This window comes from Lysinibacillus sp. FSL K6-3209, assembly GCF_037976175.1.
In the GTDB taxonomy this organism is placed as follows: Bacteria; Bacillota; Bacilli; order Bacillales_A; family Planococcaceae; genus Lysinibacillus; species Lysinibacillus sphaericus_D.
This window is the reverse complement of sequence record NZ_CP150264.1, coordinates 2,099,985-2,113,135: the sequence shown is the minus strand read 5'-3', so window position 1 is coordinate 2,113,135 and position 13,151 is coordinate 2,099,985. Positions and strand designations below refer to the sequence as shown.

Here is a 13,151-nt window from a genome sequence, read left to right as displayed (position 1 = left end):
GACAAATATTATGCAAGATAAAAAAACTTGATGGATTTAATATGATTAAAAGAAAAAAGACAGCACCAGTTATTATTCTGGTCCTGCCTTTGGCTTACTTCAATTCATTTAACGTAGACATCAAGCTGTTGATATTATTTTGTTGCAACTGCAATTTCTTTATATTTAGCATCCCAAGCAGGGTCAATTTTACTTAAAGAAACAGGTCGTAATGTTTCTTTATGCGCTAGAATATGTACGGACTGTGCTATTGCAGCAATCGTGCCATCTTCATGTAAAATTTCATAACCATATGTTGTGCGTAGACGATCGTGTTTCTCTACCCAAGTACGCACTGTTGCCACCTGTCCATAGTGCATAGCAGCCTTATAGGAAATAGATAAATCCATTACTGGCGATACATACCCTTCCTTCTCTAATGCAGCGTACTCAAATCCCGCATCGCTCACTAACTGCGTACGTCCAATCTCCATCCAAATGATGTAGTTGGCATGGTAGACAACGCCCATCTGGTCTGTCTCCGCATATCGAATCTCAATCTGTTTTTCACTCACAAACATTTTCTTCACCTCGTCCTACATTATAGCGTAAAAATGCTGATTTGGCGGCGTTTAGGCTTTGGAGATTTCGATATGTTAAAAATGAAGGTTATAAAATTTTTATATTGAATTCAAAAATAAATTTTTATGAATGAATACTTTAACACATATAAACACATATATACTCTTTTAATTGGGGTACTTTCTGGGGTACCATTATTTATAAAAGTTAAAATACACGCAACGAGCAGGTGCAATAATAAAAGTCACTCATTTTTTCAAATGAGTGACTTCTTATTTATATAAAACTGCTCATAGCCTCTTCGATTAACTTTTTCACATACTTGCTAAAATTGCGTGGTTTGTTATTTGATGGGTTAATCTGCTCTGCGTGTTCTCATAGTACAAGGTCGTGTTCATCGTTGGTATTAAAGCTGACCTGTTCATTCAACAACATGAACACTTGTTGGAATATTTAGGCTATATTGAAGTTTTAATAAATGACAAAATTCCATTGTAGATTATTTTGTTTTGAATTTTCTAGACTCAATTGAATCGTTTTAAACTTTTCACCTGTTACTTTGGCAGTCTTTTCTTCCGATTCACTAAGTTTTCCGTAAACAAATGCTTCAAAATATGCCTCAGGATTTGAATTATTTGATTCAAAAATGTCAGCCTTATTGTTAAGCATTTTCTTAAATCTATTTGACACATTTTTAGTATTAATCCCAATTGATATTTTGCTAGACAATCCTGAAGTTAATTTATGTTCTCCTGTAAAAGACAAATAAAAGATGTCCATATTTGCTTTAAAACGTTTTACGTAAGCATTACCAAAATAAATAAGAGATTGATTAACACTTAATTCTTTATTATCCCCTAAATCAATAAATACATCGTCGAATGAAATTCGATTGTTGTTTTTATCAATTAATTTCAATGATTTATCACCAGCTCTCCAATCTTGAAAATAACTAACCAACCTTTCGATAGATTTAATTTGTGCAGGACGATTGTAATTTGGTTTAGCAGCAGTGTTACCATTGCTGTTAGATTTGCGATTTTTCAGTACTAATGGTTCTGGTAAAGTTGGTATTGAGTTAACTGAAATTTGAGTTGGTTGTAATCCTGTGGTTAAATCAAAACCAAGTTTGACCGTATTTTGTTTACGTCCATACGTTGAACTGGTTTCTCCATTATCATATTGTCTTTTTGCGATTTGTCCAACTATGCGATCACAGTTAGGATCATGCTGTTGATCCTTATTTGCCGACTTAAAATAAGGACTAACTTTTTGATCTTTCAACTTGGTAAATACATTTGCTGCAATAATTTTAAAATCACAATTTTCAGAACACCGAAACTTCTCGGAATCTTGCAACTGTGGATTAATGCCTTTATCCCAGTGATTCCAAGCCTTTAATGCTGAAATATCATTTTTTATAGTTGGTGACCAAACTTTTTCAAACGCAACCATTGTCTTTCTCCCCCAATTAAAACTAGTTTATCAACATACTATTTAATGTAGAAGGATTAACTAGTCGAAATTTCTTTCTCAAATATAGTTACTTGGACATGACCACTGAGTACTGTGATACTCGAATGATCTTGTATATTCATATTCAATTATACAATGAATAAAAAAACTTTCCATTATTGGTATTTATTTATTTATTTATTTTCAAATTAAAAAGCACCCAATTATTAGCACCCCTCTTAAGAATTTTACTATTTATAGCTATATCTAATAACTAATATATCAAACATGAATGTACGCTTTGCTCATTGTATAAAACAGTAAGCTTGAAATGAATCACCAACAATCTTTATGATTTAGTTACGTCTTTTCATTTATCATGAAATTTTTTAATTTGTATTTAATTAAACTTGCACACTATAATGACAATAAGGTTTGTTATTCTTGATAAGAATTATGGGGTGAAGAGTTGAAGAGTCTATTTATTCTTGGAAACGGTTTTGATTTAGCACATGAACTGCCTACTAAATATAAAGATTTCCATAAATATCTAAAAACCAATTATCCTAAAGCTTTAAAAATCAACCCATCTTTCAATATTGAAAGTACTATTATGCCTGATGGCGAAGAAGTTTTCGATAAAGATGAAGTGGTAGCTTTTATAATGGATGTAATCAGCATGACGGAAGGCGAAGGGAACGATTGGCGTAATATTGAAAATAGCTTAGGAAAACTTGATTTTAATAAATATTTTGATGATTTATCTTTATTATTCGATGAAGATGATGATAAAGAATTATTTAGAATGGCATATAGACATGAGGATATATCAAGTAATTTTCGTAAAGTTATATTAAATATAAAAAATTTGTTTTCTGATTGGGTTAATACTATTGACATTAATAATAGTTGTTCTATACCTGCATTTGAAAAATTATTTAATGAAGGTAATAGTATATTCTTAACCTTTAATTATACAACAGTATTAGAATACTTATACAATATTGACGATCCTTTTCATATTCATGGTGTACAACATTCAGACATAATTATTGGTCATGGGGAAACACTTGATGAAGATGAGGGATATAGATATATAGGTTCAGAATATGAGTTAATGGCAATACATACTCAATTAAGAAAAGATACTGACAAAATAATCACCCAATCAAAAGAATTTTTTGAAGGCGTTTCTGACATTGATAAGATTTACTCCCACGGTTTTTCATTTTCTAATGTAGATTTACCATATATAAAAGAAATTTGTAGTAAGCAAAATACCACTAATGTCACTTGGTATTTAAATGATGATTATGATAATGAGACAATTAGGGATAATTTCTTAAGTATTATTAAACAATGCGGTTTTGAAGGTAATTTTGATGTATATAGCATAAAGGACTCGTTGATTATTTAAAATTAAGTAAAAAAATCGTGCTATCACATATAACCGATAGCACGGTTTTAATTATTATAAAGTTCGTTTAACCACTGAAATTAACAATCCTAAAGCTTCACCATCAGTCATTGAACCAACTCTTTCGCTATGGTCCACCTTCAAGATTCCTTTTTGATAAGTCGCTTTTAATAATCCTTTTAAATCCTCTTTAGCTGTTGATGTTAGTGTGTTTGGCACTGTTGGTTCATCCTTTTGTTGATTTGTATTTTTAGGCTTCATTGCTTCTTCAATTCGTTTCAAGAAGCTATTCCAGCGACTTTCGCTTAGTATCCGATGCGGACAGTATTTTCCGTTCCAATCTTGGTGTTTTTTAACCCGATCAATGCCCCAACCATACTCTTTAAGTAATTTCGCTATATACTGTACAGCGTTTTCTTCTGCGGCAGCATAACGGGCACCACCACTTTTGCTATAACAAATTTCAATACCAATTGATTTACGATTACCGTTGCCCTGTCCATCCCCACAATGCCAAGCGTTACGGTTAAATGGAATGGCTTGAATCACTTGTTTATCATCAATAGCAACATGATAGGATACCTGATTGTTGTTGGTAATCATGTATTTAATTTCATTACCTGCTGAAGCATCATTTGCGGTATTGTGTACTGTAATATACTGTGGTGTCATAGAATAAGGCGCTTTTATAGGATACTTACTAGCAGGCAATAGGTTTTGTTTGAATGTGTAAGCCATTATTGCTCACCTTCTTTTTTAGCTGCCTTTAATAAATCAAACGTACCAGAAGCTGTAAGCCCTGCAATAAATCCAGCCATCAACATCATATATACTGGATACTCTGATAACGGCCAACAAATTAAGCCAATAAAAATACCAATCACTACCGATGTGATTGGCATGTATTGTGTATTAATTTTAAATGTGTTTTTCAGCACCTCTGATACTGCTAAAACGATGGCTACCATCACCATTGCAATCAGAAAAATATTTGTTAAATCCATATAAAATCCCTCCAAAATTTAATTTTTAAGTAATGATTCGATTAGCAAGTAGATAAGTCCACCTGCCGTTAGTAATTTAATAAATAGCTCAATGGCTGCATTAAATTTTTGTTTCTTAAACTCAATGGCATCTTTTCTTTCAGATGCGTTTAATTCATACTCACGGATTTCCTTTGCTTTATCTGCCTTTTCTCGCCATTCTATCAATGTCCACTGTCGGTCTGTCAGTTCCTTGAAAAGATTACGCGATTCTTGATTTTCTCTAAGAATTGTATTTTCTAACTTCATGAAGCTTTGTTCAATATTTTCGAGCTGCTCACTTTTCTTAATGTTTTCTTTTTCTAAAAATTGCAAACGCTTTTCATGGTCCGTGAGGCGGTGCTCTACAGTTGGTATGTGTTCCAATAACATCACCAATCCTTTGCCCTATTCAATTTAAAAAGCTATGAAAAGCAACCAGATTCAGTACAGTGTACCGTTATCCCGGTTGCTCTCATAGCGCATAAAAAAGCCCTCCACAATTATCTGTGGAAGGCATAAAATCTAATATATTTTTGATTAAAGGAATATAAAAGCACCCTTAATTAAAGGTGCTAATTTTATAACAAATAATAATTCTTTTGTTAATCACTTAATACTTTCCATCTTCCAACCAAACCTCGACAATAATAATTCTTATTGCTGCTAAAATGCCAAACCCAATCCCTCATCACTATATGTTCTTCCATTTTAGAGTTTATTCCTTGAATGCCTTTTAGGGATGCTTGTAACCCTTTTCTATCGAGTAGAGGTCTAATAGAATTTACGTTGTTAATTTCAATTACACCATAATCAGATTGTTCTATTTCAAACAAATCCGCCCAACAAATTATTCCCGCATTAATATTTGCGATTTTATAAAGTTCATCATTACAAACACTAACTGTTTTGTTTCTCAAATAAACTAAGCCATTCTCTAATATTTTCATAAAATCAGATTTCGAATAGCTACCTAATTCTTTTAACTTGACTATTGCCCAATTATAAAATAATTGAGAATAGATTGCGGAACAAGCAACAATATTAAATGATTCTTTATAATTCTCCATTATAAGATTATTTGCTTTTAACTCATTAGCTGCATTTACTAAAAACTTTATAACTTTTTTAGGACTTTGATTTTCAGATACGATTTTTTCGAACTTATTATAAAAGTCCATTGAATTTAAATTTGTTATATCAACTTCTACTAATTTAATTTTGCTTCTTGTACTCACATCTAATTTTTCCACTGCTATTTGCATGCTTTGATAATCTATATCAAACAAAACTAACTCCTTACATTTTGATGCTAGATATTCTAAGTCTAAATCGTCACAATTTCCAGCTCCTAGGATTCCTACTCTATCTGTCACATCTTTATTTTGTATAATTTTATCAAAGAGATCTTTCACAGCTTCTCTGTGGGCACTCCATAGTTCCCTCCTTTTTGAATCAGTATCTTTATTTAACATTTGTTGAAAGTCAATCATACATTCTCCACCCTTCATCTACATCAATTCGACAAAAGGAAAGTATTTCCTTCTAATTTAGACAATAAAAATAACGCTAAGCCTATGCTTGCGTTCCATCCGATACTTTATTTTGCTGTTCGTTCATTAATGCACATAACTTCGAATACTCTTCTTGGCTAACTTGATTATTTAACATAAGTAAACTTAGATTTGTTGCCATTACTTTGTAGTTACATCCCGCGCTAGTGATTAACAACTCTGCAGCACGATAAACAATATTCATCCCTATTCCTCCTTATACTTCGATATTTTTCATTGCAATCAATACTTCAGTGTTTAATAATGTTTGAGCCTGCATTTCTTCTAATGTTGGTTGAGGTTCGATTGGTGTTGGCTCTGGAATGACAGGAGCCGTAAACTCACCCGTTTCATTATTGTAGTCCCAACCTTCTTGAATATCGTTATGTCCTGTAATATCGACTAAAATAATATTAGGTGCAAACTCCGGTTTTTCGTCTGCTTCAAAAATCCAATGTGCCCTATCGTATAAAATTTGCGCGAATTTCATCTAATCACTCCCACCATTTAACTGTTAATATCCCATTGCCACCATTACCGACCCTACCATGGCTTTGATTATTACCACCAAGTCCTCCTATACCAATAGTAACTACTATGGTACTTAGTGGCGTAACTGTAATCGGATAATTATAAACAAAATCACCACCACCTGCTGCTGACCCGACCTCAGCTGATGTATAGTTTGAACCTGCCCCCCCAGAACAATAACCACCATCTCTACTTTTCATAATTGCTACCGATACATAGTTACTAGGTATGTTCTGTACAATACCTCCGAAATAAGGCCCGCTTTTTCCTCCATTACCTAACCTAAAACCTGACGCTGAAAGTGAGCAAGTGCCAGCCTGTCCACCATTACCGCCTGGCATACCTCCAGCACTGTTTGCAGCCCCTAAAATTGTTGAGCCACCGCCACCACCAGATAGCGTCAGAAGATTTCCGAAAGAAGTTGGCGTTCCTGAACTGCCCACACTCATTACTTGTGAGTCTGCTGAACCACCACCAGCACCACCGCCAGTAATATAAACCTCGGTAACGCCTGCAGGTACTATAAAAGTTCCATTCGAAGTGTAAGTTTTATAGCATTTGAACGGTTTCAGCACTATTAGCTGCGGTTGCGTTATATACTAAAGACGTGACTTCACGCTTATCAAGAGAGTCATCGATGCCTGTCAGTTTTCGAGCCATCAGTTCTTCAAAGGTCGTATCCTAAATTAAATGGTTCGGCCATCAGTTTTTCTTAAGTGTTAACTCACCGAAAATAGTGTGTGCTGTATAAGCAACATGCACTTTATTTAATCGCTTCGCTCTTCCCTCGGAACAAGCCCTGAAGTAAAAATGAAAGTCATTGAGATGCGATTAATAGGTGCACCAATTAAATAGAAGTTTATTTTAATATAAAAAAGTCATTTCCGATTCGGAAACGACTTTAAAAATTAATCGCACGAAGAACCTCCAGAATCACTGGTACTTGAAGTGGTGTCTGAACAATCATTTCTATCTGTATCTTGTAACGAAAAGACAGAACCTGATGAAATAAAATCAGTTGTATTATTTCCTGAATAGTTAGAACGGCTTTGATTTGTTGAACTATAGTTAGTACTTCTTATCTTTTTTAAGGTAATTATAATCCCTACTATCAAGACTAAAAATACTATTGCAATAAAGAACTTCCCCACGCATTACCCCTCCTTTGTACAACAGTTTAATTTTACCATTTAAAAACAAATTAATAAATTAGCTTACTCTCAAAAGCAAGTACCTGTAATTCAGCAGGGAGAGCTTTGGCTATTTTTGCTATAATTTAATTAAAAATATTTGGAGGTATTACAATGGATTCTTCTGCTATATTTACTATTTCAATAGCAATTGCAGCTTTCTTCATTACTGGTATTAATGAAAAGAAAATTAAAAAATTAGAAAAACGAGTTGAAGAGCTTGAAAGAAACAAGGAATTTTAATTACATAATAGTATTCTAGAGCGATAGTAATCGCTCTATTTTTGTTTACTTCCCCATTTGTTGAAAATCTTTGTCCTCACTGAAAGCACTATGAACTTATTTTAAGAAGTCATTGCTCCAAACTTATCAAGATTATTTTTCTCAATTTGAAAAAATCGACAATATTTCTGACAACACATCCACTGTCTTGGATTATGGTGGACTACGCCACTACAAAAAACTTCAGACGAACAGAATCATCAGTTTGAACGCCATCACTAACTATTAATAATTTTTTATTCCCTCTCACTAGGTGTTTCTATCAGGTATTATGCCTTGCTAGACAATCTCACCTTTGTTTATATTTTCACTTAGTAATTTTTCTATTTAATTTTTATTAAAAAAGACTTGGTTAATATGACTAGAGAATGTAACAGAGCATTGCATACTATAGAAATGTAATCTGCAGATTATAACTTTTTGTTTGAAGGAGGTGAATATATATGCCTTTAACTACTGGTCCAATTGAAAATACAGGTAATCTACCAGCTAATGCCTCTAGCGTGCGTGTCAAAGTTCTTAATCTCACTGGAGGTTCTCTATCTGGAGTAGTTCGAGTTTATCGACTTAATGGCACAAGACAATTACTATCTACAACTCCTTTTTTAGCCGCTGCAAATGCTTCTACTTTTGTAACACCAAGTGTAGCTGGTTCGTTCCAATATGAAGTTGAAATTGCTCCGAATCAAACTGGTGGATTATATAGCGTTTACGGGCGAACAGCATCAGGTGTTATCATTGATGCTCAAAGATTTGTGAACTCAGAATTAACACAAATTCTTTAATTTTATAAATCTATGGGTTAAAAACGTGTAAGCCTCATTTTTCATGCTTATATTGTTGACCAAAAGGCATAAAGAAGTGCACTCTTTATGCCTTTTGTTATTTTTAGCTCTATTTGAACATTCCTAATGCTTATTGGAAATATGGTTGTAAGGTCAGGAAATAAAAAAATTTCCCGGGTAAGCGCAAGAAACGACATGTTTTAGCTAAACTAGCAAAAGCATTGCTCACGGATTCTTAAAAACCCCTATCCCTGTTGATAAAGGCATGCAATTCTCTAAGATTCTAATGTCGATTTAGCTCACTTCTAGCATCCCGTTCGATATTTCTAGTGAATCAAAAAAGAACTTACGTTTGTTTATTACCCTTTTATCCGTAGTGAGCTTTAACTATTAATTTAAAGCAAAATTGTTAGATTGATCCACTACTAATGCCATCGCTAAAGCGTAGAATGCTCGGCGTGCTCCAGCACAGTTTGGAGATTCTTTATCAGTCGTAGTAAGGTCTGTAGCAAAATCAACAGTCCCATTTGTATTGCAAGCATCGGCTAATATATCTAGGCGAGCTAAATCCCAAAGACCTGAACGACCATGGGAAGGAAACTTACTTTGACCATGTAATGATTGCCCAATATCAAGTTGAAGTTTTATAGCCTTTGATACTTTATTATCAATGCTTGTAGAACCTTGCCCCGTAACGCCAGGATAAACATTAAATAATCCAATCATTGCTTGATTGATGCCCTCACCTTTATTAGGCATTTGCCATGGATTCTTCATTAATTCTGATGAACCCAACATGGCATTCTCAGGAATGTACATTCCCCAATATTTAGCATGGCTAAACAAATGACTAATTAGGTTATTTTTAATAATTGAATAGTTATCAAAAATAGCCTCGTAAGTATTAATTAACTGCGTAACCATAACTGCCGAATCCGAATCGTTATTAGGAACAAGACTGTTCCATGATGAAGCTGTCGGATTTTCTATTAAGCTTGCATAGATTTGCAAGAATGTTATAGCAAATGCATTATATGCTGGAGAATCGAATCGCGCACGTAACATATTATTTGTCAGGTTCACTTCAGAAAACCCATGCACTGGAAGAACCCTTTTTGCAGATAATGAATTGTTATAGGGCTCTTGCTGGAAACAACCTTTAGAGGCATTAGCCACTGAAGTATTGATTCCCCATTGAGTATAACTAAGTACATCACGAATTGCGTTTTTCAAATTATGTGCAGGTTCTAAGGAAGCTCCTGTCTTATGAACCTTTACATCATATATATGTGCTGCCGTCCAACACGCAATTGCATTCAGTGAAGAATTCAGAATAAATCTTTGGTTTTTCGTATTAAATTCTGCATGATGGTTCAAATAATTTTTACTACTAGTTCCTGGTTGAATACCAGCAAACACAACCTTTCCTGCATCATCAAGAACGGTTTGTTTATCTAAGTAAGTTTTCTGTGGATCTGTTAATGGCTCTGCCGTTGTTATCCAGTAGCCAATTTGACCGGCATATGGCCCCGTAGCAAAACGGTACGATTTTTCTCCATCATCATATGTCCAAGCAGATGGCGTACGATAGTACATAATAATATGGTATTCTTTAGAATTTAATACTTCATTCGTAAAATGCTCTCGGTATTGCGCTAACAACGCATCTAAATTAGAAAAAGAAACATCGCTCTGCGTTTCATCGAACTTTTTAAGCATTGCTGCACCTAAATAAATTAAGCCTGCTAATTGATCAATTGGATTTGTTGGGAAATTTAATGCTTTATCGATTAGTTTTGGAATAATTATATTAACCATTTCCTTGTAAACTTCATCACGTTCTCCAGTTTGAGCCTTTTGTTGGGCGAACTGAGCACAAAACATCATTAATTGCCCAACACCTTGTTGTATTGGAGAGGAATTGAATGTTTCACTAGAACCATTTAATAAATAGTTTTGGATAAATTTTCTTACTCGTGGATATCGACCTTTATCCTTTTTATAAGGATGTTTTAAAGATGACGGCTCAGTCGTTAGTAGAAATGCCTCTGCGAAGGCATGAGCTTCTTGCAATGCTGTAAATTGTGTCAAATCAAATCACTCCTATTTTTTTGACCGTTAATAAATATACATTTTGCTAAGATTTAAATTGTAGCGTACTGGTCAGTTATCATTCTATTATGAACTTAATACACAAATAGAAATATTTACCTTAATACCCCTTTATTATACATGCTAAACTTATAAATCCATAATATGTAATATCATTAACCTAATATCTCGAAGTTTTAAGCTAGACCAAGCCATACAAAAAACAGAATTAATCTATGTAGAATTAACTCTGTTTTTAAATCCAATATTTAATTCTAGCACTAGATTATAAAAGAGAAAGCGTGCGTTTTGCCCAACAACGAACCCCCTTTTAATATTTCTAAATCACTAGGGATGTTATTAATTTCTATTACGTTCCAGTTGTTTTTCCATACCAGCACGATCAATTTGAATCCAATATTCGGCTATTTTTTCATTTTCAATGCGGTATACTGCACTTGCTATTTCAATTACTGGAAGCCCTGTTGGTTGATATCCATCAACTTCACCAATATGCTTACCAACCTGTTTCCAACGCACATAAACTTTAAGATCTTGAACCATCAACTCTTGGATTTCTAATGAGAAGTCACCATAAGCTTCTATCATTTCTTTTACATGATCAGCGTATTCTTTAGGCGTTCTTAGTACTGTTAATTCATCTTCAGAGATAACTTGGTGGGCCAATACTTGCTCTGCCATTAATTCCACTGCGTAATCTGGATTACGCCCCGAACGTACTTCTTTAAAAAATTTCTTAACAATTTGCTCTGGTGTCATTTGAACCCTCCACTGTACTTTAATATATTTTGGTAAAGATAATACTATCTTTGCATGATTAATCATAATTCGAACGCTTATAAATTGGAACATTTATCTTTTGCTTTGCGCTCAAAATCATACTTTATCCATTTGCAAAAGTGTTTAATATAAGAGCTAAACCGTTTTATGCCAAACTTTTGATTTAAACTCCCGAATTAAAAAATAGATAAGGAATAAGATGTAATAAGGATTTTCGGTTAGGGAGGTGAAAAGATGAGTAAAAACAAGGATAATTTTACTGATCTTTTAGCGGGTATAGAAAATGATGCTGCTAAGCTAGCAGTTATTGCGGGAATTATTACTACATTAGGAGATGCCTTAGCTACTATCGCAGCAATAATGGCATTGGAGGAAGCACAAAAATCAAATAACAACAATAATAATAATAATTCAAACAAAATTGATGAATTAGAAAAACAAGTTCAATATTTGACAAAGGAACTACATAAACTTAAACACTCAAGGAAAGTTTAGTGTCAGGCACTCAAACAATTCAGAATTGTTTGAGTGCCTGACACCCTAATGCGTTGTCCCACGAATCGTTGCGTAACTTAATTTATTTGCTAAAATAGCGCGCTCGGCAATGATTTTTGCTTCTTCTATTGCGTTATACCAACCACTTATAAAACGCCAACCATTATCATTTGAACTACCTTTTACTGGTTCTGCATACGCTAAATAATATTGTTTTAATGCGTCGTTCATCGCCGCTATCATTGCCTCTTGACTATTGTATTTCCCACTTTGAATACGGAATTTCTTTGGCTCTTTGTCAATCTCAATATATTCTATTTTTTTACTTACATCTATTACAGCAACAGGCTTTAAAAAAAGGGCAATTTCGTCTAGACGACGATTCACAAGCCCTTGTAGCTTTTTTCCATTAGCATTACAGTATAATAGCATTTCTTTGCCTACTTGTTCCCATTGCTTATTATTTAAATATACTAATAGCGCACTATTTCTTAAAATATATCGTCCTAAATTATATTGAAAACTTGCCAGTGCATCGTACTGATTTTGGTTAAGTGGCACTTTAACATAGTATTCAATTGTATTGGCATGCTCCTGTGCTTGCTTTCGTAATAGATCCCACGCATTCTCTTTTGTAATGGTTTGCCCCTTTTCAACTGCTTTGCCATTTGGCCATTTTGTTGTTCCGTAGCCGATGGTCCAAACATTGTCAGGACCTATATAGGCATCGGAGCGAAACCCTTCCCACTTCGCTATGAGATTTAGTGCATTATTTGAAATTTCCATCTATCTATTATCCCCCTTTCTCTTTCTGCACCTTCTCTAGTCTATTCAATTCCTGATAATTGAACATTTACATAGATACAGAACAAGGAAATATAATCGTCATTCATACAATTAACTGGAATAATAATATTCAAAATAAAAGCCCACCATATAGGAAGGGCTTTTGAAGATGGTAAAAGTGC

General features: G+C 33.9%; 17 protein-coding genes. 4 read left to right on the top strand and 13 right to left on the bottom strand.

All coding sequences use genetic code 11. The annotated features are described in order from the left end of the window. Nucleotides 1-134: 134 nt before the first annotated feature. On the bottom strand, nucleotides 135-560 hold the full coding sequence (locus MHH88_RS10145) for a thioesterase family protein (protein WP_069512709.1): 426 nt from the start codon (nucleotides 558-560) through the stop codon (nucleotides 135-137). A 472-nt stretch (nucleotides 561-1,032) separates the two neighbouring features. Further along, nucleotides 1,033-2,016, bottom strand: coding sequence for a hypothetical protein (locus MHH88_RS10140; protein WP_339262794.1), 984 nt, complete (start codon nucleotides 2,014-2,016; stop codon nucleotides 1,033-1,035). Nucleotides 2,017-2,485: 469 nt separating this feature from the next. Here MHH88_RS10140 and MHH88_RS10135 point away from each other — a divergent pair, with 469 nt between their 5' ends. After that, nucleotides 2,486-3,433: a bacteriophage abortive infection AbiH family protein gene (locus MHH88_RS10135; protein WP_339262793.1), complete on the top strand. Its 948-nt coding sequence runs from the start codon at nucleotides 2,486-2,488 to the stop codon at nucleotides 3,431-3,433. 54 nt (nucleotides 3,434-3,487) lie between these two features. Here the strand turns inward: MHH88_RS10135 and MHH88_RS10130 are convergent, their stop codons facing one another. The 8 genes from MHH88_RS10130 to MHH88_RS10095 form a co-directional block, all read right to left on the bottom strand. Next, nucleotides 3,488-4,171 (bottom strand): N-acetylmuramoyl-L-alanine amidase family protein, encoded by a 684-nt coding sequence (locus MHH88_RS10130; protein WP_339262791.1) that lies wholly within the window; start codon nucleotides 4,169-4,171, stop codon nucleotides 3,488-3,490. After that, nucleotides 4,171-4,437, bottom strand: a complete 267-nt coding sequence (locus tag MHH88_RS10125; protein WP_339262789.1) for a holin — start codon at nucleotides 4,435-4,437, stop codon at nucleotides 4,171-4,173. Before MHH88_RS10125 ends, MHH88_RS10130 begins: the two co-directional genes overlap by 1 nt. Before the next feature lie 18 nt (nucleotides 4,438-4,455). Continuing rightward, complete coding sequence (locus MHH88_RS10120) at nucleotides 4,456-4,848, bottom strand: hypothetical protein (RefSeq protein ID WP_339262788.1); 393 nt, start codon at nucleotides 4,846-4,848, stop codon at nucleotides 4,456-4,458. 212 nt (nucleotides 4,849-5,060) lie between these two features. Next, a complete protein-coding gene (locus MHH88_RS10115; RefSeq protein WP_339262786.1) occupies nucleotides 5,061-5,948 on the bottom strand; it encodes a hypothetical protein in 888 nt (295 codons plus the stop codon). Nucleotides 5,949-6,030: 82 nt separating this feature from the next. After that, a complete protein-coding gene (locus MHH88_RS10110) occupies nucleotides 6,031-6,213 on the bottom strand; it encodes a hypothetical protein (protein ID WP_339262784.1) in 183 nt (60 codons plus the stop codon). Nucleotides 6,214-6,225: 12 nt separating this feature from the next. Next, nucleotides 6,226-6,498, bottom strand: a complete 273-nt coding sequence (locus tag MHH88_RS10105; RefSeq protein ID WP_339262783.1) for a hypothetical protein — start codon at nucleotides 6,496-6,498, stop codon at nucleotides 6,226-6,228. A gap of 4 nt (nucleotides 6,499-6,502) precedes the next feature. Next, nucleotides 6,503-7,114 carry a hypothetical protein gene (locus tag MHH88_RS10100; RefSeq protein WP_339262781.1) on the bottom strand — a complete coding sequence of 204 codons (612 nt, stop codon included), beginning with the start codon at nucleotides 7,112-7,114 and terminating at the stop codon, nucleotides 6,503-6,505. 333 nt (nucleotides 7,115-7,447) lie between these two features. Further along, nucleotides 7,448-7,690 (bottom strand): DUF948 domain-containing protein, encoded by a 243-nt coding sequence (locus tag MHH88_RS10095; protein WP_339262780.1) that lies wholly within the window; start codon nucleotides 7,688-7,690, stop codon nucleotides 7,448-7,450. Between the two features lie 153 nt (nucleotides 7,691-7,843). On the opposite strand from MHH88_RS10095, the gene MHH88_RS10090 reads away from it, so the two are divergent. Next, nucleotides 7,844-7,972 carry a hypothetical protein gene (locus MHH88_RS10090; RefSeq protein ID WP_255313812.1) on the top strand — a complete coding sequence of 43 codons (129 nt, stop codon included), beginning with the start codon at nucleotides 7,844-7,846 and terminating at the stop codon, nucleotides 7,970-7,972. Between the two features lie 482 nt (nucleotides 7,973-8,454). Beyond that, on the top strand, nucleotides 8,455-8,796 hold the full coding sequence (locus MHH88_RS10085; protein WP_025219413.1) for a hypothetical protein: 342 nt from the start codon (nucleotides 8,455-8,457) through the stop codon (nucleotides 8,794-8,796). Between the two features lie 390 nt (nucleotides 8,797-9,186). Here MHH88_RS10085 and MHH88_RS10080 read toward each other — a convergent pair whose 3' ends face one another. Continuing rightward, on the bottom strand, nucleotides 9,187-10,887 hold the full coding sequence (locus tag MHH88_RS10080) for a hypothetical protein (protein WP_339262777.1): 1,701 nt from the start codon (nucleotides 10,885-10,887) through the stop codon (nucleotides 9,187-9,189). Between the two features lie 360 nt (nucleotides 10,888-11,247). Then, complete coding sequence (locus MHH88_RS10075; protein WP_339262775.1) at nucleotides 11,248-11,667, bottom strand: ester cyclase; 420 nt, start codon at nucleotides 11,665-11,667, stop codon at nucleotides 11,248-11,250. A 255-nt stretch (nucleotides 11,668-11,922) separates the two neighbouring features. On the opposite strand from MHH88_RS10075, the gene MHH88_RS10070 reads away from it, so the two are divergent. Next, the gene (locus MHH88_RS10070) at nucleotides 11,923-12,183 is read left to right on the top strand and encodes a hypothetical protein (protein ID WP_339262773.1); all 261 of its coding nucleotides are present in this window, start codon (nucleotides 11,923-11,925) and stop codon (nucleotides 12,181-12,183) included. A 45-nt stretch (nucleotides 12,184-12,228) separates the two neighbouring features. Here the strand turns inward: MHH88_RS10070 and MHH88_RS10065 are convergent, their stop codons facing one another. Further along, the gene (locus tag MHH88_RS10065) at nucleotides 12,229-12,969 is read right to left on the bottom strand and encodes a lysozyme (protein ID WP_339262772.1); all 741 of its coding nucleotides are present in this window, start codon (nucleotides 12,967-12,969) and stop codon (nucleotides 12,229-12,231) included. Between the last annotated feature and the right edge of the window lie 182 nt (nucleotides 12,970-13,151).